The organism is Deinococcus sonorensis KR-87, assembly GCF_040256395.1.
Classification (GTDB): domain Bacteria; phylum Deinococcota; class Deinococci; order Deinococcales; family Deinococcaceae; genus Deinococcus; species Deinococcus sonorensis.
The window spans coordinates 182,154-202,794 of record NZ_CP158297.1 but is presented as its reverse complement, the minus strand read 5'-3'; the positions used below and the strand labels follow the sequence as shown (position 1 = coordinate 202,794).

Annotated in this window: 15 protein-coding genes; 3 read left to right on the top strand and 12 right to left on the bottom strand. The window is 68.0% G+C overall.

The genetic code is table 11. The annotated features are described in order from the left end of the window. Positions 1-5: 5 nt before the first annotated feature. On the bottom strand, positions 6-755 hold the full coding sequence (locus tag ABOD76_RS02160) for a DUF1175 family protein (RefSeq protein ID WP_350241682.1): 750 nt from the start codon (positions 753-755) through the stop codon (positions 6-8). Between the two features lie 276 nt (positions 756-1,031). On the opposite strand from ABOD76_RS02160, the gene ABOD76_RS02155 reads away from it, so the two are divergent. Further along, a complete protein-coding gene (locus ABOD76_RS02155; RefSeq protein ID WP_350241680.1) occupies positions 1,032-1,208 on the top strand; it encodes a hypothetical protein in 177 nt (58 codons plus the stop codon). Between the two features lie 74 nt (positions 1,209-1,282). Here the strand turns inward: ABOD76_RS02155 and ABOD76_RS02150 are convergent, their stop codons facing one another. Both ABOD76_RS02150 and ABOD76_RS02145 read right to left on the bottom strand, forming a co-directional pair. Further along, the gene (locus tag ABOD76_RS02150; protein ID WP_350241678.1) at positions 1,283-1,912 is read right to left on the bottom strand and encodes a response regulator transcription factor; all 630 of its coding nucleotides are present in this window, start codon (positions 1,910-1,912) and stop codon (positions 1,283-1,285) included. Then, positions 1,909-3,072, bottom strand: a complete 1,164-nt coding sequence (locus ABOD76_RS02145; RefSeq protein WP_350241676.1) for a sensor histidine kinase — start codon at positions 3,070-3,072, stop codon at positions 1,909-1,911. Before ABOD76_RS02145 ends, ABOD76_RS02150 begins: the two co-directional genes overlap by 4 nt. 235 nt (positions 3,073-3,307) lie before the next feature. On the opposite strand from ABOD76_RS02145, the gene ABOD76_RS02140 reads away from it, so the two are divergent. Beyond that, positions 3,308-3,820 (top strand): hypothetical protein, encoded by a 513-nt coding sequence (locus ABOD76_RS02140; protein ID WP_350241674.1) that lies wholly within the window; start codon positions 3,308-3,310, stop codon positions 3,818-3,820. An 818-nt stretch (positions 3,821-4,638) separates the two neighbouring features. On the opposite strand, the gene ABOD76_RS02135 is transcribed toward ABOD76_RS02140, so the two are convergent. From ABOD76_RS02135 to ABOD76_RS02105, 7 genes are all read right to left on the bottom strand, one after another. Beyond that, the gene (locus ABOD76_RS02135; protein WP_350241672.1) at positions 4,639-5,781 is read right to left on the bottom strand and encodes a family 43 glycosylhydrolase; all 1,143 of its coding nucleotides are present in this window, start codon (positions 5,779-5,781) and stop codon (positions 4,639-4,641) included. Then, positions 5,778-8,423: a beta-glucosidase gene (locus ABOD76_RS02130; RefSeq protein WP_350241670.1), complete on the bottom strand. Its 2,646-nt coding sequence runs from the start codon at positions 8,421-8,423 to the stop codon at positions 5,778-5,780. The genes ABOD76_RS02135 and ABOD76_RS02130 overlap by 4 nt, the downstream gene beginning before the upstream one ends. Beyond that, positions 8,420-11,245, bottom strand: a complete 2,826-nt coding sequence (locus ABOD76_RS02125) for a family 78 glycoside hydrolase catalytic domain (RefSeq protein WP_433961773.1) — start codon at positions 11,243-11,245, stop codon at positions 8,420-8,422. The genes ABOD76_RS02130 and ABOD76_RS02125 overlap by 4 nt, the downstream gene beginning before the upstream one ends. A 58-nt stretch (positions 11,246-11,303) precedes the next feature. Continuing rightward, positions 11,304-12,203: a carbohydrate ABC transporter permease gene (locus ABOD76_RS02120; protein WP_350241668.1), complete on the bottom strand. Its 900-nt coding sequence runs from the start codon at positions 12,201-12,203 to the stop codon at positions 11,304-11,306. Further along, a complete protein-coding gene (locus ABOD76_RS02115) occupies positions 12,200-13,084 on the bottom strand; it encodes a carbohydrate ABC transporter permease (protein WP_350241666.1) in 885 nt (294 codons plus the stop codon). The genes ABOD76_RS02120 and ABOD76_RS02115 overlap by 4 nt, the downstream gene beginning before the upstream one ends. A gap of 150 nt (positions 13,085-13,234) precedes the next feature. Beyond that, positions 13,235-14,482, bottom strand: coding sequence for an ABC transporter substrate-binding protein (locus tag ABOD76_RS02110; protein WP_350241665.1), 1,248 nt, complete (start codon positions 14,480-14,482; stop codon positions 13,235-13,237). Between the two features lie 314 nt (positions 14,483-14,796). Then, positions 14,797-16,014: an ROK family transcriptional regulator gene (locus ABOD76_RS02105; protein ID WP_350241750.1), complete on the bottom strand. Its 1,218-nt coding sequence runs from the start codon at positions 16,012-16,014 to the stop codon at positions 14,797-14,799. Between the two features lie 200 nt (positions 16,015-16,214). On the opposite strand from ABOD76_RS02105, the gene ABOD76_RS22400 reads away from it, so the two are divergent. After that, entirely contained in the window at positions 16,215-16,448 is a 234-nt protein-coding gene (locus tag ABOD76_RS22400) for an immunity protein Imm33 domain-containing protein (RefSeq protein WP_433961772.1), read from the top strand. Positions 16,449-16,702: 254 nt separating this feature from the next. Here the strand turns inward: ABOD76_RS22400 and ABOD76_RS02100 are convergent, their stop codons facing one another. Next, positions 16,703-17,176, bottom strand: a complete 474-nt coding sequence (locus tag ABOD76_RS02100; protein WP_350241664.1) for an MgtC/SapB family protein — start codon at positions 17,174-17,176, stop codon at positions 16,703-16,705. A gap of 354 nt (positions 17,177-17,530) precedes the next feature. Continuing rightward, on the bottom strand, positions 17,531-19,837 hold the full coding sequence (locus tag ABOD76_RS02095; protein WP_350241662.1) for a ribonuclease H-like domain-containing protein: 2,307 nt from the start codon (positions 19,835-19,837) through the stop codon (positions 17,531-17,533). Positions 19,838-20,641: the final 804 nt, after the last annotated feature.

Sequence of the window (20,641 nt, the reverse complement as noted above, 5' to 3'; positions counted from 1 at the left end):
GCGCGTCACTCCAGGATCTTCCACCGGTACACGCCCACGAAATTCGGATTGCTCAGCGCCGGGTGAAACGCCGCGTCCGGGTGCCGCATCAGCGTTGCGAGCGTCACCAGCCGCACTTCCCCCCCCTCGGCCACACTCGCCCCGGTGTGATACACCACCAGCCCGCCGCCCAGGTACACCATGCTGTGATACGACGCCAGCGCCGGCCGCAGGAAGATCAGCAGGTCGCCGCGCCGCGCCCGGGCCGGGTCGCGCGACACGAACACCATCGACTCCCGGATGAGGTACTGCACCGTCGTGCGGCCCACCAGCCGGCCCATCTTCACGTCGTCCGAGCGGTACTCGCCGGGGGCCACCCGGAACACCGAGTACCGCACCAGCGGCGCGGGAAGATGGTAGGCGCGCACCGGGGGCGTATGCGGGGGCGGCAGGTAGCGGAACTTCCGGTACCACGCGGCGTCGTGCACGGCCAGCGCATTGAAGTAGGCGTAGCGCAGCAGGCCCGAGCAGTCGCGCGTGTCCGGCTTCCAGTCGGCGCTCATGCCGTAATACTGGCTCTCGGCGACGCTGGCGAACCAGTCGGCGAAGCGGGCCCGGTCCGCGCCCACCAGTTCCAGCGCGTCGGGGTAGCCGTCGTGGTCACGGTCCATGGCCGACACGGGCGGGACCGGGACCGGAAGCGCCGCGCCCAGCGCCGGGAGCGCCAGCAGCACCGCAGTCCACAGCAGCCTGACCCGCACACGCGCAGCGTTCATGTGCTCCAGTATGCGGTCCTCGCGTCCAGGCGGAGCAAGCCCGCCCGGGAGGTGCGGCACGGGGCGCAGGAACATTCAGAAGATGGACACGTGGAGGGGCTGTTCCCTCCGGGTGCCTGGGGTGATCGTGCGCGGTGCGTGGCGGACGCGCGGGGTCAGGCGCGCCCCGACCTGTCTCCCGGAATGGATACGGTTGACCGCCCCTGCATACCGCGCTATACTTTCCGACATCAAAGGCGACCTTCTTGGTCGCCTTCTTCTGTTGAGGGCACCGAGATGACCGACTTGCGTCGGTCATGCAACCCGCTCGGTGAGCTGCCTGAGGTGGAGCGGCGCGCGGACATGTGCGGGGTGAGCGCCGTGCCTACCGAGATGCGCGGCCATCCAGATCCGGCGGCGCGACTGGAGCGGGTGAACGGGTCACGGTTCCCTCTGGTGCTCGAACGGGTCTGAAAGACGCTCAAGCGGACACGACAACACAGGTCGTGCACACGGTCCTGCCGTTGCTCTATCCCTGGCCCGTGCGGTCACTCCGAGTCGCGGCGCTCCCGGGCTTTCAGGGCTGCCTCGGTGCGGTTGCGGACCTGCAGTTTCGCGAGGATGTTGTTCACGTGGTTCTTCACGGTGCTCTCGGCAATCGCAAGGCTTGCGGCGATCCGTTTGTTGCTCGCTCCGGCTGCCAGCAGGTTCAGGACCTCCAGCTCCCGCGCGGTGAGCGGCTCCTGCGGTTCGGCGGGACGTTGGGTGAGCAGCCGCAGGTACTTGGCGGCCACGGCGGGCTGGATGAAGCTCTCCCCGCGGGCGATCAGCCGGATCACGCGCGCGAGCTCGTCGGCGTCCACGTCCTTGAGCAGGTACCCGGCCGCGCCGGCACGCAGCGCGTCCAGCACGTAGTCCTCCCGGTCGAAGGTGGTGAGGATCAGCACCCGGCCTGCCAGTCCCTCGGCCGCCAGCAGCCGCGTGGCGTCCACGCCCGACAGTTCCGGCATCTGCACGTCCATCAGGACGACGTCCGGCTGCGCGGCGCGCACCAGCTCCACCGCCTGCGCGCCGGTGCCGGCCTCGGCGACGACCGTGAAGTCGTCCTCGGTCTCCAGCACGGTGCGCAGGCCCCGCCGCATGAGCGGCTGATCCTCGGCGATCAGCAGTCGAATCACTTCACGGTCCTTTCCTGCGGCTGCGGCACGCGCAGCGGCACCTGGAGCGCCACGCGTGTCCCGCCCGGGCTGCTGCTCAGCTGCAGGGTGCCACCCAGCAGCGCCGCCCGCTCGCGCATGCCGCGCACGCCATAATGCCCGTCCGGCGGGTCGGCCGGATCAAAGCCCTGCCCGTGGTCCTCCACCACGAACTGCAGCTGCCCCTCAACCTCCTGCAGCGCCAGCCGCACCCGCGTCGCGTGCGCGTGACGCGCCACGTTCTCCAACGCCTCCGCGGCGATGCGCCGCACGTCCTCCGCCGTCTGCGGCGGCACGGACACCGGCTGCAGGTCGTGCTGCAGCGCCCAGCCGTGCTGACGCGCCAGCGCCCCTGCGCGTTCCGCCAGCCAGGTGTGCAGCGGCGCGTCCCCGGTCCGGAGGTCATCCAGGGTGCTGCGCAGGTCGCGCAGCGCCTGTCGCGCCAGCGCCTGCGCGTCCTCGATCTGCCCCGGCACCCGCTCCGGCGCCCGTGTGGCGAGCCGCTTGGCCGCCTCGAGTTGCACCGTCAGGGTGCTCAGCGCGTGCCCCATCGTGTCGTGCAGGTCCCGCGCCAGCCGCTCGCGTTCCCGCAGGCGCGACAGTTCCCCCTCCTGCTCCGCCCGGCGCTCGAGCTCCAGGTTCGCCTGCTGCAGCTGCAGCGACAGCGCGTGCTGCCGGTTGATGGTGAATCCCAGATACAGCAGCCCAAACAACCCCAGGGTGTTCGACAGCGTGGAGATCGGCTGCACGACCGTACCGCGGCTGAACAGCCACACCAGGTACGCGACCAGCGGCACGCTCTGCCACACCACCCAGCGTGCCGGCAGCCGCGCGCCCAGCGTCCCGAGCGCGAACAGCGTCGGGATGGTCTCCAGGCCCCGGTACGTGAAGCTCAGGCCCGTCAGCCCCGCCACCACCAGCAGCGCCAGCCCGCCGCGTTCCAGCAGGGGCCCCGGAAACGGCCGCGCCTGCAGGCCGTACAGCGCGGCCAGCACCACACCGATCCACACCAGCGCCAGCAGGCCGCGTGGGCTCACGATCACCCGGGGGTCCGGCGTGACGAGCGGCACCACCGTCGCCAGCGCCACCACCGCCACGACGACCGAAAACCGGATGGTGGGCCGCGGCGACAGGACAGACATCCCCCTCAGCATACCGGGACGGCGCCCCACACCCTCGACACGCCCGGCAGGAAGGACATGCCGGCATGCTCACCCGCAACTGGCCCCACCGCCAGGGCCTGCCGGTCCCCCTCGCGTGGGCACAAAGTACTGCTCCTGGGTGGGAGGTGTGGGCGATGTGCCGCCACCCCCACAGCCGGCACACTGGGCCCATCAACGAGGGCAGGCCGCACAGGCCGCCCACAAGGAGACCACGATGACGACAACCGAAGCACTCCTGTTCCTGGGCCTGATGGTGTTCATGATTGTCACGCAGGTGGGCCGCAAGCCGCTGAGCCTGGTGCGGTTGCTGCGCCCGCTGCTGATCTCGCTGGGCGTCACCGCCTTCACCGTCCACGGGGTTGACTTCTCCGGTGGCGCGGGCCTGCTGATCTCGCTCGGCGTCGCCCTGGGCGCGGTGTTCGGCGTGCTCGCCGCGTCCCAGATGCGCATCGAATGGCAGGGCGACACGCCGTACAGCACCGCCGGCTGGACGTATGCGCTGGTGTGGGTCGTGTCGATGGGCGGCCGGGTGCTGTTCGGCCTGCTGGTGTCGCACCCCGGCGCGGTGCAGGACGCGGTGGTGCGCTTCAGCATGCACCACCACATCCTGGGCGCCACCGCGTGGACCACCGCCTTCATCCTGATGACCGTCACTGAAATCGGCCTGCGCACCCTGCTGGTGCTGGCCCGCTCCCGCCGCAGGGTGCCCCACCCGGCCATCGCCTGAACAGCACCCAGAGCGGCACGGTGCCGCTCCTGCGCTGCCGGTCCAGGTGCTCACACGGGCACCTGGACCCCGGCACCACGGGGCAGGATCAGATCAGGGCGTGCCCAGCCGCCGGCCGGGCCACCCACTGACCCCCGGCGGCTCACCGGGCGGCTGCACGTGAGGGAAGGGAAAGGAGCGCGAGGATGGCTCGTCGCTCATGACGGGCAGCGCTCTGAGATGAAAGGGACCAGGCGCAGGAGCCAATGGACTTGACGTCCATCCATTCCGTCCGCCAGGGAAGCGTCGCGTTCGGTCACCTCAACAGACCAAGGTTGACAGCTGGTATGGACGTGTTGATCACGGGGCACAGTCGATCACGCTGTTCGATGACCAGACACGAGAACCCCCGATCCTGAAGCGTGCCCAACAAGAACCGTGAAAGGCGATCCCGCTGAGCGCCCACCACATCTTCGCGCAGGCACCAACCCGACCCGTGCGATGACGGTCGAACGACATGCCGGACCACCTTGCGCTCGCACCGAAAGGGTCTCCATGAAATCCCTGCTGTTGTTCGTCCGGCTGCTGTCCCTCGTGGCCTGAGCCAACCTTCCTGCCGCTCCGGAGGACCAGCGAGGGCTGCGGGACGTCGCCGCCCTGCTGCAGATCCATGGCCACACCACTGCGGAGAGTTCGCAGTGCACCTCCCACAGAGCGGTGAGGCCGCGCAGCCGGTGCGTCCTGGACGTCGCGCCACGCAGGGAAGGCCCGGTCATCCGGAGGGGGCCGAATGATCGCGCCCCCCGAAAGGTCGCCCCGAGCGCCGCCAGGATGCCCGGTCAAGCGCCTCCTGGTCGCCCCTCCTCAGGGGAGTTCGCCTCCTGGTAGTCTTCAATGCGCCACTCGTCGTGCCAGTCGAGGTAGGCCATCTCCCCGTCGAAGCGCACCGGCAGCCACACGTACCCGGCACGCGACGTATCCGGCATGGCGAACACCTCCGGATCTTCCTGCTCGTACCGCCGGAAGTGCTCGCTCGGGGTGTCGCTCGCGAAGGCGGTCTCGAACATCAATGCGGCCTTCCGGGCGTCCACCGGCCGGTCGCCCAGCCAGCGGTCCGCCAGCGCGATGTACAGGTCTTTCTTGTGTGGGTGCCGGAACACCGAGCAGATCTGCGAGCGGTACGACGTGCGGCTGTCGTCGTCCGGATGTGGATCGCCCAGCACCCGCCACGGCCCGTGGTACGTCGTCGCCACCGCCACTTCCGAGGGGTTGGGGAAGTACCCGGTGGTGCCGGACGTGAACAGGTAATGCAGGTGGCCCCGCCGGAAGTACGCGGGCGCTTCCCGCACGAACGGCGGGTGCGGGTGCGGAAAGTGCGTGCTGTAGTACCCGGTGACGTTCGTGGCGTCGTCCGTGAGGTCCGCGATGATCAGTTCGCTGTGCACCCGCTCGAAGATGAAGTACGCCTTGCCGTCGCTGGGGTCGACCACCAGGTCGAAGTCCCCGGCGCTCATCCCGAGCGGCTGCAGGTTCGTCCGGACGATGCGGTACGGCCCGAGGAGCTGCTCGGCGACCAGCACGGTGGACTTCTGCGTGTCGTCCGGTTGCATCACCTTCAGCCAGCAGACGTACTGGCCGGTCTTGGGGTTGAAGATGATGTGCGGGCGGTCCATCTTCTGGGCCGGGTGCAACGGCGAGTCGGGGTCGTCCAGCACCGGGGGGATGATCACGCCGCAATCCTCCCAGTTGTACAGGTCCGACGAGCGGTAGCAGCGCACGCCCCAGTGCCACACGTCCGTGCCGCCGGTGGTGTGCTCCTTGTTCTCGCCGTACCAGTAGAAGACCCCGTCCACATGCAGGATCGATCCGCCGTGCGCCTGGATCAGCTGACCATTGGTGTCCAGCCACGGCTGGCCCGGCGTGATGGACGTGCGAAGGGGCGTGGCCGTGGGGGCCGGGCTGGGCGTGCCGGTGGTGTTCATGGTTTCCTTTCAAGCAGCGGTCCGTCCGCCGGGGGTGAGGGGTCGAGCGCCAGACGTCTGAACGACGTCACGAGCAACGGGTGACGGCACGGCAGGTCCGCGGATGATGACCCGACATGCAGGGTGTAGCGGCCCGGCTGAATCTCCCAGCCGTGAAGGGCGTCATTCCAGATGGAGAGGGGCCGCTCCGTGGAGGCCGGGTCGAGCCGCACGTGAACGCGCCGCTCCTCTCCGGCGTCCAGGGCGACCCGGGCCCACCCGACCAGCTTCACCGCCGGTGAGTCCGGGCGCTGCAGGTACACCTGCGCGACCTCTGTCCCAGCGGTTCCACCGGCGTTCCGGAGCGTGAACGCCGCCGTCAGCGACGCAGCCGGCCGCTCAGCGCCGAGGGTCAAGGCCAGGCCGCTGTACTCGAAGGTGGTGTAACTCAACCCGAACCCGAACGGGTACCGTGCGGGAAGGTTCAGTGCCGCGTGCCCGCGGTACCCGACATGGACGCCTTCGCTGTAGTGCACCTGTCCGGCCTCGCCGGGGTACTGCGCGACCGTCTGCAGCGGAGTGGACGCCGCGTCGTGCGGGAAACTCAGCGGCAGGCGTCCGGAGGGATTGACCTCACCGAGCACCACGTCCGCGACGGCATCCCCCTGAGCCTGTCCCCCGAACCACGCTTCGAGGACGGCGGGTACGCCCGCTTCCCAGGATCCGGTCTCGACCGGCCCGCCGCTCATCAGCACCACCACCGTGCGGGGATTGGCAGCACAGATCGCGCGGATCAGCGCCTCCTGCCCGTTCGGGAGCGTCAGGTCCGGTCGGTCCATCGCCTCACTCTCGAACGTCCGGGCGACCAGCACCACGGCGTCCGCGTCCCGCGCGAGGTCCCGGGCCCGCTGCATGTCGGGCGTGAGGGTGCCGTCCGGCGGGTGCCAGCCGAAGCGGACCTGCGCGTTGTACAGGAAATTCTGCTCCGGCAGGTCCGCCGCGTACTCGATGAGCACGTCGTGCCGTTCGCCTTGTGTGCAGTACCGCTCCACCGTGAAGACCGGCGCGCCGGTACCGTCCCACGTCATGCCGTCTCCCCGACCCGTCAGGAGCCCGCCTTGAGGCGGCGCTCCGTGCACCTCCAGCAGCGTGGTTTCGCCGAACACCACCCGCCCGGATCCAGCGCAGGTCAGGCTGAAGCGGTACACCCCGCTGGCGGGAACGGTGAACGTTCCCCGCCAGCGGACCGACAGGTGCGGCCCCAGGTCCCCTGGGAGCGGCTCGGTGACCGCTGGCGTGAAGCCCGGGAAGTCGAAGAACCCGCGGTTCAGCTCGACCAGCGCGTCGGTGCGCGTCACGCAGGGCGGGCCGTCGAAGGTGGGGTTCGGCCAGTACTCGGCGCGCCACCCGCTCACGCCCGGCTCGCCCACCGGCGCCATGACGCTGGACGGGACGGGCGGCAGGCCGGGGAGCAGCGCGCCCGCCCCCACGTGATCCACCCCCCGGGCGAACTGGACCTCGGCCGTGGCCCCCAGGCGCTGCTGAAAGGCCTGCAGGACGCTGGTGCCGCTGTCCGGACGCACCAGCGCACTGCCGCCTCCGGCCGCAGAGACGTTCTGCGCGTCGGCACCAATCACTGCAAGGCGCCGGATGGTGGTCCGGTCCAAGGGGAGCATTGCCGACGTGTTCTTCAGCAGCACGATGCTCTGCTGGGCGACGCGCAGGGCCACGTCCGTGCTCGCCGGGTCATTCATGGCCCGCTCGCGGGCGAGTGGAGGCAGGCCCACGGTCGGGCGCAGGATGCGGCGGACCATCTCGTCCACCGCCGCCTCGCTGACCTCGCCGCGCTGCACCGCCTGCAGCAGCTGCTCGCCCCACTTCGGGGCGAAGCTGAGTTCCCAGTCCAGCCCGGCGTGCACGCTCTCCGCCGTGTGGTGGTTCGCGCCGAAGTCGCTCACCACCCACCCGCGAAAGCCCAGGTCGCCGCGCAACACGTCCGTGAGCAGCGCGCGGTTCGCGCAGAGGAACTGCCCGTCCGCGCGGTTGTACGACGCCATGATGGACGCCACGTGCCCGAGCCGCACGGCCGCCTCGAAGGGCGGCAGGTACACCTCGCGCAGCGCCCGCTGGGAGGCCTGAACGTCGACGCTGTTGCGGGCGTGCTCCTGGTTGTTCAGCACGTAGTGCTTGAGGCTCGCCTGTACGCCGCGTCGCTGGATGGCCTGCACTTCCGGCACCACCAGGCGCGCGTGCAGCAGCGGCTCCTCCCCGAACGACTCGAAGGTCCGCCCCGCCAGGGGCGCGCGGGCAATGTCCACGGCCGGGCCCAGCAGGACGGTGTGGCCCGCCGCGGCCGCCTCTGCGCCCAGCACGTCCCCGTACGCTGCGGCGAGGTCCTCACTCCACGTCGCGGCGAGGGCGATGGGCGCCGGCAGGGCGGTGGCCGTCCCGGGGTCGCCCCCGCTGGGGGACCGGCGAAGTCCGGCAGGGCCGTCCGCCAGGTGGAAGGGCGGCAACCCCACGGGGCCCACGTCCGTCCGCTCGCGGATGAACTGCCCGCTGACCAGCCGCACCTTGTCGTCCAGGCTCAGCTGGGCGAGCAGCGCGTCCACCCGCGCGTCCACGTCGGCGGAAGCGTCCCAGGTCAGGTGCCGGCCGGTCATGCCAGCTGTCCCGTGATCAGCCGCTCGAGTTTCTGCAGCAGGGCCTCGCGGTGCGGAATTCCCCACACCGCCCGCTGGAGGCTGGCCCCAGCGAGGCTGCTCTGCAGCGACGCCCGGAAGCTGTCCAGGTGGTCGGCCGAGTGCGCCTGCACCGTCTCCAGCACCTGGCGGTACAGTTCGGGGTGGCGGGTGAGCGTGTCGAAGTCACTGTCGAGCGTCACGGGCTCGCCCACGCCGGCCGTGCGGTGCGGCACCGTCCAGGCGTGCGTGCCGGACGCCACCTGGTGCACGTCGCCGTTCGGCAGCGTGACGCGGGCGGTGGTGTTGGGCGGCACCACCGCCCGCAGCGTGAATGTCCCGTCCTGCAGGTCCCAGGCGCTCTCGGTAAGGCCGTACGGCGTGAGGTGCCGGGCGCAGGCGGAGGTGAGGCCCCCGCCGGGCACCGGGTGGAACTCGAGCTGCCGGTACCCAGGCTCGGCCGGGGCGAGGCCCGCGACGGTGCGGTGCAGCCAGTCCGCGACGGCCCCAAGGGCGTAGTGATTGAAGCTCGTCATCTCGCCCGGGTTGATGCGGCCGTCCGGCAGCATGCTGTCCCAGCGTTCCCAGATGGTCGTGGCGCCCATCGTCACCGGGTACAGCCAGCTGGGGCATTCGGTCTGGGTGAGCAGCCGGTACGCCGCGTCGTGCTCGCCGACGCTGCACAGGGCGTCGCAGATCAGCGGGGTTCCGACGAATCCGGTGCTGATGTGGTAGCCACCCTCGCGCACTAGAGCGCGCAGCCGCTGCCCGGCAGACGCGCGCTGGTCTTCGCTCTCCAGCAGCGCGAACTGCAGCGCGAGCGCGTAGGCGGTGCTGGAGTCACTGATGATCCGGCCATTCGCGGTGACGTACTCCGCGGCGAACGCCGCGCGGATGTCCTGCGCGAGCTGCCGGTACTGGGTGGCGTCGTCCGTTCGGCCGAGGACCGCCGCGGCGTGGGCCACCAGCTCCGCGGACCGGGCGAAGTACGCGGTCGCGACGACGCCCGGCTGGGTCCGGCCCCCAGCGGGATTGGTGGGCGGCGCGGCCGGGTCCAGCCAGTCGCCGAACTGGAAGTCCTGAGTCCACAGCAGCGACGGGCCGGTGCGGCGGTGGATGTACTCCACCCACGCCTTCATGCTGGTGAACTGCTGCTCCAGGACAGTGGCGTCGCCGTACCGCTGATACAGCGCCCACGGGACGACGGTGGCGGCGTCCCCCCACGCGGCGGCGGGGAGCGGGGCGTCCAGCACGTTCGGGATGACCGCCGGGACGGCGCCGTCGTCCAGCTGGTCGGCCGCGAGGTCCTTCAACCAGCTGCTCAGAAACCCGCTGACGTCGTATAGGAAGCTGGCGGTGGGCGCGAACACCTGAATGTCGCCGGTCCAGCCGAGGCGCTCGTCGCGCTGCGGGCAATCGGTAGGCACGTCCAGAAAGTTCCCGCGCATGCCCCACACCACGTTCTGGTGCAGCTGGTTGATCAGCGGGTCACTGCACTCGAACCAGCCGGTGCGCTGCAGGTCCGAGTGCACAACGACCGCCTGGAGGTCCTCCAGCCGGAGTTCGCCGGGCCAGCCGTCCACCTGCACGTACCGGAAGCCGTGGAACGTGAAGCGCGGCTCCCAGGTTTCCACCCCCTCCCCCTTGAGGGTGTAGTGGTCGGTGGCGGCCGCGAAGCGCAGCGGCCGGGTGCCGAGTTCGCCGTGCTCGAGCACCTCCGCGTGGCGCAGGGTCACGGTGTGGCCGGCCTCGCCCTGCACCGTGATGCGCAGCCAGCCGACCACGTTCTGCCCGAAATCCACCAGCGTCCTGCCGCTGGGGGACGCGAATATCGCCTTCGGCTCAAGCCGTTCGGTTCGCCGCACGGGGGGGCCTTCGGGACCAGTGAGACGCGCGAAGTCCTCGCTAAGGATGCAGACGGGCCGCCAGGACCGGTCGTCGAAGTTCGGTTCGGTCCAGCCGGGCTGCTCCAGCCGGGCGTCATACGTCTCGCCGTCGTACAGGTCGGCAGCCAGGACGGGACCGGTGCTGGCCCGCCACTGCTCGTCACTGACGACGCGTTCGGTGCGCCCGTCCTCGTACTCGAGTTCCAGCTGCGCGAGCAGCGCGAGCCTCTGGCCGTAGAGGTTGCGTTTCCCGCCACCGAACCCCAGGCGGCCGCGGTACCAGCCGTCGCCGAGCAGCGCGCCGATGGCGTTCGGGCCGTCGTGAAGGAGCGCGGTCACGTCGTACGTCTGATAGCGCAGCCGGGTGCGGTAGCTGGTCCAGCCGGGCGTCAGCACGTCGGTCGTGACGGCCTGACCGTTCAGGTGAACGTCGTACACGCCCAGGGCGGTGATGTACAGCCGCGCGCGCCTCACCGCGCCCTGGAGCGTGAACTCGCGGCGCAGCAGCGGACCCGGCTGGGGCTTGGTGAGGTCTTCTTCCCACGCCGGCGTGATGAAGCGCGCGGACCAGTCCTGGGCCTGCAGGAGACCCGTTTCGATGACGAGCGGTTCACTAAAGCCACTCAGGGGACCAGCGTTGCCCCACACCTGCACCTGCACCCGGCAGTGCTCGCGGGACTGCAGGGGCTCGAACGGCCAGGGCCGCACGACCGATTCGCTGCTCTCGATTCGGCCGGTGTCGCCGACCAGCTCCCCCGCAGCATTGAACTGCTGGATCTGGTAGGCCCGCTGCTGCCACGCCGGGAGGCCCGTTTCGGTACGCCAGCTGAGCCGCGGGCAGGGAGTGGTGATGCCGAACGGGTGAGGGTGATGCTCGGCCTGCAGGCCGGTGACGTCGGAGGGTGGTGTCCGGAACAGGCGTGATCGTCATGAATGGGGCTCCGCGTTGGGGGAGAAGGTGGCGTGTGGCACAGCGTCAGCCTTTGACGGCGCCGGCCGCCATGCCCTTCATGACCATCTGGTTGAGCAGCAGGTACACCAGGACGGTGGGCGCGACGGCCAGCGCGATGCTGGCAAACGTCGGGCCCCACTCGCGCTGCCCGTACTGCCCGGTGAAGGCCAGCAGGCCCGACTGGATGGTGCGCATGTCCGGGTCCTGCGTGAACGTCAGGCTGACCAGCAGGTCGTTCCACATGAAGAAGAACTGCACCAGCGCCACCGTGACGAGCGCATTCATCACCATCGGCAACGCGATCCTGAAGAACACCTGGTAGATGTTCGCGCCGTCCACGATCGCCGCTTCGATGATCTCCCGCGCGAAGGTCTTGAAGTACCCGGCCAGGAAGAACACCACCAGCGGCAGCCCGAACGCGGTGTAGGTGAGGATCAGCGCGAGGCGCGTGTCGAGCAGGTGCACCTTGAAGTACACGGTGAAGAGCGGCAGGATCACGATCTGGATCGGGACCATGATGCCGATCAGGAATACCAGCGACGCCACGTTGCTGAGCCGCCAGCGCATGATTTCCAGGCCGAAGGCGGCCATCACGCCCAGGACGATCACCAGCGCCAGTGACGGGATCACCGCCAGGACGCTATTCAGGAAGTAGCGGCTCATGTGGCCTTCGGTCCAGGCGCGGGCGTAGTTGTCCCACGCCAGGGCCTGCGGCAGCGCCCACATCGGCGAGCTGCTGAATTCCACGCTGCTTTTCAGCGAGGACAGGAAAATCCAGACCACCGGGTACACCGCGACGAACACCACCAGCAGCACCAGCAGGGTGACGGGGAGGCGCTGCAGGACGTGCAGGGCGGGGACTCTGGTGGTGCGGGCGGGCGCGGGGGTGGCGGTGGTGTGCATCGTCTTCGTTCCTCCGTTCATGCGCCACTCCTCCGGGCACGCCAGAAGATCAGGAGCGTGACGATCAGGCACTGCACGGCCAGGGTGAGCGCGAGGGTGCTGCCGTAGCCGTACTCGCTGTACGTGAAGGACGTCTTGTAGAACAGCAGCGTGAGGGGCGTGGTGGCGTTGCCGGGCCCGCCGCCGGTCAGGGCCATGATCGAATCGAACACCTTGAGGGTGCCGTTCAGGCTGAAGATCAGCGACGCCACGGTGATGGGGGCGAGCAGCGGCAGCACCACGAAGCGGGCCAGCGACCAGCCCTGCGCGCCGTCGAGCCGGGCCGCTTCGATGGTCTCCTCAGGGATGTCGACCAGCCCGGTGTACAGCAGGATCGCGTAGAAGCCCATCGCCTTCCAGATGTCCATGGCGGCGATGATCCAGAAGGCGGTGCCGCCCTGCCCCAGCCACGCCTGCACCAGGCTGTCGAGGTGCAGGGCGTGCAGGGCGCTGTTCACCAGCCCGTACTGCGGGACGATGGCGAAGAGTTTCGAGACCATCTGCGCCACGGCGACGGTGGGGAGCACCACCGGCAGGAACACCAGGGTCCGGACCAGCGCGCTGGTCTTTTTGAGGTAGAAGGCGTACATCAGGGCGAGCAGCAGCCCGAAGATGACCTGCCCGGCGCTGACGAACACGGCGTAGCGGGTGCCGAACCACAGCGCTTTGAAGAACGTGGCGTCGTGCAGCAGCCGCACGAAGTTCGCCGCGCCGACCCGGTGGAAGCCGGTGATGGGGGAGCCTTCGTAGGTGGTCAGGCCGAGCGACCAGAGAATGGGGATCAGGACGATGCCGGTGTAGAGCAGCAGGGCCGGGCCGACGAAGACGAGAATGGCTCGCCAGTCACTGAGAACTCTGTTCATCGATGCTCCTGAAGGCGGGGTGGAGTGGCGCTGTCCCGCAGGCGACCGTGGGGCTGGAGATCAGGACCGCGCGGTGTGGGGAGGGCGGCTCGTGAGGTGGAGAAGGCCAGGATCCCGTTGTTGGGAGTCCTGGCCCCGTCACGTCCGGCCTTACTTGCCGTTCTGCAGCTGGCCGAGGAAGTCCTGGGGCGTCATGTCCCCCGTCACCAGCAGCTGGACGTTCTTCTGCGACAGGGAGGTGGCTTTGGGGCTGAAGTAACCTTCGAACCACAGGTAGCCCTTCTTGGCCGAGTCGAGTTTCCGCTGGGTCATGGTGGTGAGGGCCGGCACGTTCGCGGGCATCTTGTTGACCTTGAAGCCGGTCAGGGCGCCGAGCTCGCTCATGGAGCGGGTGCCGTAGTTGGAGAAGACGTATTTCATCCAGTCGCCCAGCGCCGCGTCGTTCTGCTTCTGGTTGACGGCCACGACCAGGCCGGTGTTGATCGACCAGTCGTTCATGGTGCCTTTCCCACCTTTGACCGCGGGGATGTTGAAGAAGCCGATGTTGCTCGCGCCGATCACGTTGCGTTTGGGGTCGTTGAAGTTGCGCAGTTCCCAGCTGCCCATATAGAACATGGCGGCTTTGCCCTGCAGGAAGGTGTCGACCGCCGTGTCGTAATCAACGGTGTTGACGCCCGGACCGAAGTAGCCTTTTTTGCCCATGTCCTGGACGGTCGTGGCGGCCTGCACGAAGCCCGGGTCGGTGAGCTTCAGGGTCCCGGCCTTCACGCGGTCCATCGCGTCTGAGCCGTAGTAGCGCTCGGCGTACCCGCCGATCAAGCGGGTGAGCGGCCAGCCCTGATCGCCGGACGCGGAGAACGGCTGGATGCCCTTCTGCTTGAACTTCTCGGCCGCGGCGAGCATCTCGTCCCAGGTTTTTGGTTCCTTGATGCCGTTGTCGGCGAAGAGCTTCTTGTTGTACCAGACGCCCTCAATGTTCAGTTCCAGCGGCAGGCCGAGCAGCTTGCCGCCCTCAAGCTTCTTGTTGATGTCCACGGCCACGGGGTTCAGCTGGTTGGCGATGCCGAGCCGCTTGAAGGTCTGCTCCAGATCCACCACTTCGCCCTTGGCGTACAGCTGCTGAAGCAGGCTCGGTTCGCCGATGGAGTAGAGGGTGGGGAGGTTGTTGCTGCCGGCCAGCAGCTGCAGCTTCTGGGTCATGTCAGTGGTGTTGTTCTGGTATTCGTAGCTGACGTTCGGGTGCTGCTTCTGGTACTCGCGGGCCAGTTCGCTGATGATGCGGGTATAGCCGACGTCTTCGTTCTGGCCAGACAGGAACACCACCTTTTTACTCTGGGCTCCGGCGAAGGTGGTGGCGACGAGCAGCGCGGTGAGGGTCGTGGTGCGGAGGGTGGGCATGGTCAGCTCCTTGAATGAGGCCAGAGGCGGGGGCCGGGATCAACGGGTGGGGTTGAGAAGGCACATGAATGTCCGCCCAGATGGGTGCTCTGGGTCAGCAGTTCTGGTCATTCGGCTCCTGGGTGTCCAGCGAAGATGGCGTGTTGGTTTTCTTGTCTTGTGAAGTAACGTGAGAGTAACATCACGATCTTGATCCGTCAAGCCTCACCTTGTAAAACAACCTCTTGGTCATCAATCGCCACCAGCCGGCCGTTTTCTCCTGACGAAACGGCGCGCGGTGACGTTCACCGCGCGCCGCTATTCATCAATCAAGGTCAGGACACGGACGGTCCAGCCAGCGTCTTCACGAGTGCACCCGCCTCAAAGGCGCTCTGGACGGCGAGACTCGCCGCGCCCCGCGCCCAGGGCGTAAAAGCATCATTCTGCCAGGGCACCACGAGAACCGGCAGGTCCGCCCCCAGGCCATCAAAGGCGGCCTCGCGCAAGGCGCGGCGCAGCGCATCGAAGAACCAGGGCCCCAGACGGCTCCCTTCACCGCCCGAAATCACGAGCTCGGGATTGAAGGCATTCACCAGGTACGACAGGTGCAGGCCCAGCACGGTGCCGGCGTCCTGCAGCAACGCGCGCGCGCCGTCGTGGCCGGCATCCGCGAGGGCCACAAGTCCGTCCACGTCGATTCCCCGCTGATCCGGAAACTGTTCAGCAAAGCGGGCCAGAATCGCGCCTTCGGACGTGTAGGCCTCCAGACAGCCGCGCCGGCCGCACCCGCACACCCGGCCGCCGGGCATGATCAGGTTGTGTCCGAATTCACCGGCGCCCCCATCCCGGCCCCGGATGATCTCACCGTTGGCAATAAATGACGCGCCGACACCCCGGCCGATGGCGATGGTGACGAAGTTCTGCGCGTGTTTGCCGTGCCCGAACAGCCGCTCGGCGGCGGCGAAGGCATTCAGGTCATTGTCGATCCAGGTGGGGAGTCCGGTCGCGCGCGTCACCAGGTCCGCGAGCGGGACCGCCTGCCAGCCGAGCAGATAGGCATTCACCGCCGTTCCGCTCCTGGCATCGATCACGCCGGACAGGCAGATGCCGATGCCGATGACGTCCTGAGTCTGAACTTTCGCCCGCCGGTACAGTTTCCTGCAGATGCTCTTGATCTGCGCCACCACCTGCTCTGGCGCCTGACCGAGCAGGTCTTCGGAGTGGTGGGCGAGCACCCGGGTGGACAGGTCAGTCAGCACCGCCTCGATGCGGTCCTCGCGCAACTTCAGCCCGACCGCATAGTGTACGCCCCAGTCGATGTCCAGGTAGATCGGGCGGCGCCCGCCCTGGGCGCCAGCCTCACCGATGCTCTTCTCTGTCAGCAGGCGGTCATCGATCAGTTCGCTGGTGATGCCGGTCACCGAAGCAGAGCTCAGCCCGGTCAGTTCGACCAGCTGCGTCCGGCTGATCGGTCCCTGCCGGCGGATGTGATTGAGAATGGTCCTGCGGTTGTGGGCTCGGAGGCTGCTGGAGTCGCCTTTGGACGAGGTCATCACTGCTCCCTTAATTGACTTACCTTATGAATCAACCTAACCTATCATTTCCCATAGGCACGGTCAAGTCAAAGCCCAGGAGCATCGTTCGAGGGCTTTCGACAGCTGAAGTGAGGGGAGAGCTGCGAAATCGCGAAGACGAACACCAGACCAGAGAATAGCCCCAGCGGCGCGACCTCGAACTTCTGGACCTGACTGGGTTGGCGTGCAGCGGAACTGTCCGTAGACAGGCCCAAGGAAAGCACAGTGCGTGGTTCGTCTGGCTCGGTGAAGGGGTGAGCCAGGAATCGGATGACTTCCGCCCTCATCACATCGCTCATCTGCAGGCACTGAAGCCGGATGTCCTGCCTTTACTCGGACTCGGTGGGGGATGGCGCTTCCGACTTGTCCCAGGGCACGTTGACATGTGGTACGACGAAGCGCTGCTCCACTGACGCCGCATGCCCTCATCTGCCCCGGCTCTGGAGGAAATGCAAAAGCGAAAGGTCCTGCATACTCCCCGAAGTACCGCGAGTGGGCCTTCCGGCAGGGCCAGCAACGCCTGGGTCGTCAGGTCAATGACCGGCAGGACATGCACCCCGTCGAGACGGCGGGTGTTAAGGACATGCACCCCCTCACGTTGCGCCAGCCGCCGACCCCTCCCAGCATTCAGCGGCTCAGCCGCTCACTGAAGAACAGGTGCGGCCGTTCATTCCCGTTTGGTCGGCTCACTGCTCTTTTTGGCGTCCATGAGCAGCCCCAGTGGGCCCAGCGTCACCAGATACAGCAGCGTGGCCCCAGTGGCCAACACATAGAGATGCAGGCCGCAGGTCATGCCCACGGCCGCGACCGCCAGCAGGCTCGCGGCCGTCGTCAGGCCCTTGGCGCCCTCCCCACGCTGGCTAGAAAAGATCGTCCCCGCGCCCAGGAAACTCACGCCGCTCACCACCGCGCCCAGAATTCCGATCATGTCAAACCGCACCTGATCATCCTGCTTCGCAAAATTCGTCACTAAATTATCGCCCAGCACGATAAACAAGGCTGCACTCACGCCGACCAGAATGTGCGTACGGAGCCCTGCGCTCAGATTCCGAGACTCCCGCTCCCAGCCGATGAGGCCGCTCAGTACAAAGGCCACCAAGAGGCCCTGCATCAGGGCTAGCTCGGCCAGGAGACGCTCCACAACGTTAGCCTACCCCCACCTCCCCAGTGGACGTGATGGGAGCGGCATCAACGGACTTCATACAACCTCGGCGTCTCAGGCCAGGCGGCGCAGGACATCCAGGCTCGATCAGAGTCCATGGTTCGTTCGGCACCAGTTGCTCCACCATTCCTGGACCCTATTGCTCTCCATGCTGTCCTCAGGCGAGGAGCAGCCATTCCGGATCACTCAGATCTGCGGCATCCCCGAGGCCCTTCATGCCTCACCTTAGGACCAGAAAAGTCATCTGACACGACTTTAGGGCGTCAACATACGCCCTTTGGAGGTGCTGCTCATGCCGCGACGGCCCCACCAGCAGACATGGGTGAGCCCGGTTCAGAGGAGGCGCCGCTCTGCCGCCGTCGAGTCCTGATCAGCCACTGGTCTCCATCTCACGTGCATGTCGTGCACTGGGCGATCAAAAAGGCCGGGGCCACGGCCCCCGAACAGCTGATCCCAATCTGCCGGATCCAGGGCTTTGCGCAGCCGCGTGGCGTAGTTCTGTACCAGGGCCGCTTGGTAGTGCTTCACGTCGTAGTCATGCCCTTCGGGACCGGTCATCACGGTGAGCCCCTGCCCGACGCGAACGTACAGGTCAAGCCGGTCCCCGACCTTGAAGGCCAGTCCAGCCTGCCAGGCGGCTTCGAGGTGCGCTTCCTTGCGCTTCCCCCGCGTCAGCGCGTATGCCTCACGCGTTTTCCCAATCCGAACGCGCGTGCCGACATCCGCATTGGTGTACGCCCGGGTGGCGAGCTGATGCATCACGTCCAGGAACACCGCTTGAACGCCCGGAACATCGCCGTGCAACACGGCCATCAGCGCCGTTCGCAGGAACGTCATGCCATAGCGCTCGGACCGGCTGGATTCGAAGGACGCCCCGCTGACGTCGAGCGTGCCGTCATACCGCAGCAGCGCGTAATTCTTGATCTGGTGGCTGAGCATCGCCTGGGCGCGGCCGTCGAACTCTAACGTGATGCCGTCCGGGAGCGTCGCGGAAACGGCGGCGATCAGCGCCCGTTCCGCCGGCTCGCCGATGGGCTCACGCGTGCTGAAGTACACGCCATCGGTGTCCGATTCGATGAGCTGCACGCCGCTGGCCTCCAGCGCCCCCGTGACCTGCTGCAGGAGCGCCCGCCCCCGGGCGGTCACCTGATCGGCCGCCCCGCGGTCCCCCAGGCGCGCCAACCGGCCGGCGCCCAGGTAGCCATACGCGGCGTTCACGATCAGCTTCATCGCATCCTGCATGGCGTGCGCCTCGCGGCGCTCCGCTTCCGGCAGCGCGGCGTTTCTGGCCTGGCGTTTGTGCTCCAGGCGCTGGGTGGTCAGGTCACTGACAATCCGGTTGAAGCTGCCCAGGTCATCCTGCCGTGGGCCGATGCCGTCGGCGCGGATGATGCTGGGGTACATGCTCGCCACGTCGGCCTTGACGACGTGGTTCAGGACGCCTTCGGCATGCAACTGCACATGCCCACCCCGGTGTGGGTCCTGAGGGCCTTGCTCGGACGCAGGGAACGGCCGGCCCGCCTCGTAGTACGCACGGATCAGCATCGGTTCGAGCACCCCCTTGGCTGGGCCCGCACGGGTCAGCCGGGAATAGGGCCGGGGGGTCAGTCGGGCGAGCGCGAAGCTCGGGGCGAGGACGATCCGTGCCAGGGCGTCGACCTCCTGCACGTCCTGCAGCGCGTACCGCCGAACCGCTCCTGGGTTGTCGCGGTAGGTCTGGACGATCTCGGCGCCTTCGAGGTACACCCGGTCGTCCGGGGCAAGGCCGTAATGCCGCGCCACGGCCTTCAGGCCCGCAGAGGGCAGGGGCAGGCGGCGCACCGCGTCCAGCGTGTCCAGAATTTCCCGGCCCGGGCAGGCCCACAAGGGCGTGCGACTCCCGTCATCGATCGTCCAGGGCACGCCGTCACCCGCTCGGCCAAGCCGGACGGGAATGCCGAGCGTGCGCGCCCGGGCGGTGAGGAACGGGAGATCAAAGCCGTGAATGAAGTGATTCTCGATCACGTCCGGGTTTCGCGCCTGGACGAGCTCGAGGAACGCTTCGATCATCGCCCCTTCCTGGGCGGCCTGCCGGGCTTCCAGAAGCGTCTCCAGGCCACGGTTATCGCGCACCGCGATCAGGAAGATGCGGCCTTCGTCCGGGCTCAGTGCGGTGGTTTCCAGGTCGAACTGCAGGCGGACCGGCTGATCGAACGTCAGGCCCTGATGGTAGGTCTGGCGCGTGGCAATCAGGTACTGCTCCGTCAGGCCGAGCCGCACATACCCAGGGAGGTCACCGAGCGACGGTCGGGCACTCAGGCCGCGCGAGATCATGGCGCCGCGTTGCAGCTCGTGTTCGAGCTGCCGGGGCGTGGGGCCACTCAGGAGGTAGCGGTAGGCGCGTTCATCGAGGCGTCCTTCCGGCGCAAGGTCCTGCGCGTGGTACGTCCCGCCCGGGGCCGCGGGCGCGGGCGTGATGCTGAGCTGGTCCCCCAGGTGCCCGAGGTCCCGCAGATGCCGCGCGTAAATCCACCCGCGCTGGCGGGTTTGATCGGTGTGAAGGAGGCCCGTCTCCGGATCCCGTCGCCAGATCATGACGCGGCCGTCCGCGGTGGCGTGGACGGAGACGATGCCGGCCGTGGAGGGGTGGGGTGAGGTCATCGTGGATGGCGTACTCCAGCGCGGGAACGTCACGGCCGGGGGCGAACGGTGAAGCTGCACTCGTGGGACCGAGGCGTGGTGGCCCAGGGCCTCGATGAGGGCGGCCCCTCGGCACCTGCCGAACGCCACACGCATCGAGGCGCGTTCAGCACCCTGAAGTGAGGGCGGCGTGGTGAGGTGTCCTGACGTTGTATGGGCATCGGGCATCACCTCCCGAAGCACCGCGTTTGAGTCCCACTCCAGACCTGAGGCGTCAGGATGGCCCTGATCCCCTGTCCTGCAGGACGTCCCGGGACGTCCAGGACCACGTAATTCTAGCATGGATTACGATTCAGGCAGAGCGCGACAGCACAGGTCCACCACCGGGTTCTGCCGTCTGCCCGTCACCCGCCCGTGACGGTCGCCGACGTGGGCGCGACCGCAGCCTCGCCCCGGAAGAGCACACGGAGGTGGAATCGAAGCGCGTTCTCAGCGTGGAGACGCGGGCAAGGGCGGTGGGGGAGACTGGACCGTTCCTGCAGCGTACGGCGTCCACCGGCTGAACTGGCACGAAGAACGAAGCGTGCTCTCCGGGCGACCGGCAGACGGGGCGCCGTCGGGCCTCGGTCATCCGGTCGGGAGCACTGCACGGGCCCGAGGAAACGCTCTGTGCCAGCGCGGGCCATGAGCGTCAATCGCTTCGCCTCCACCTTCGACGGGCTGTTCCCGAGCCCCGGAATTTATGGCGATGACGGACCGGGAGGATGGGCTGCACCGCGCCATGCCGGGCCAGCCCGACTTCACCACCGCCTTCTTCCACGACCC

Excerpts from the sequence above, each read along its gene's own strand:
- ABOD76_RS02160 (WP_350241682.1), bottom strand. The coding sequence starts at position 755 with ATGAACGCTGCGCGTGTGCGGGTCAGGCTGCTGTGGACTGCGGTGCTG.
- ABOD76_RS02155 (WP_350241680.1), top strand. The coding sequence starts at position 1,032 with ATGACCGACTTGCGTCGGTCATGCAACCCGCTCGGTGAGCTGCCTGAG.
- ABOD76_RS02145 (WP_350241676.1), bottom strand. The coding sequence starts at position 3,072 with ATGTCTGTCCTGTCGCCGCGGCCCACCATCCGGTTTTCGGTCGTCGTG.
- ABOD76_RS02140 (WP_350241674.1), top strand. The coding sequence starts at position 3,308 with ATGACGACAACCGAAGCACTCCTGTTCCTGGGCCTGATGGTGTTCATG.
- ABOD76_RS02135 (WP_350241672.1), bottom strand. The coding sequence starts at position 5,781 with ATGAACACCACCGGCACGCCCAGCCCGGCCCCCACGGCCACGCCCCTT.
- ABOD76_RS02130 (WP_350241670.1), bottom strand. The coding sequence starts at position 8,423 with ATGACCGGCCGGCACCTGACCTGGGACGCTTCCGCCGACGTGGACGCG.
- ABOD76_RS02120 (WP_350241668.1), bottom strand. The coding sequence starts at position 12,203 with ATGAACGGAGGAACGAAGACGATGCACACCACCGCCACCCCCGCGCCC.
- ABOD76_RS02115 (WP_350241666.1), bottom strand. The coding sequence starts at position 13,084 with ATGAACAGAGTTCTCAGTGACTGGCGAGCCATTCTCGTCTTCGTCGGC.
- ABOD76_RS02110 (WP_350241665.1), bottom strand. The coding sequence starts at position 14,482 with ATGCCCACCCTCCGCACCACGACCCTCACCGCGCTGCTCGTCGCCACC.
- ABOD76_RS02105 (WP_350241750.1), bottom strand. The coding sequence starts at position 16,014 with ATGACCTCGTCCAAAGGCGACTCCAGCAGCCTCCGAGCCCACAACCGC.
- ABOD76_RS02095 (WP_350241662.1), bottom strand. The coding sequence starts at position 19,837 with ATGACCTCACCCCACCCCTCCACGGCCGGCATCGTCTCCGTCCACGCC.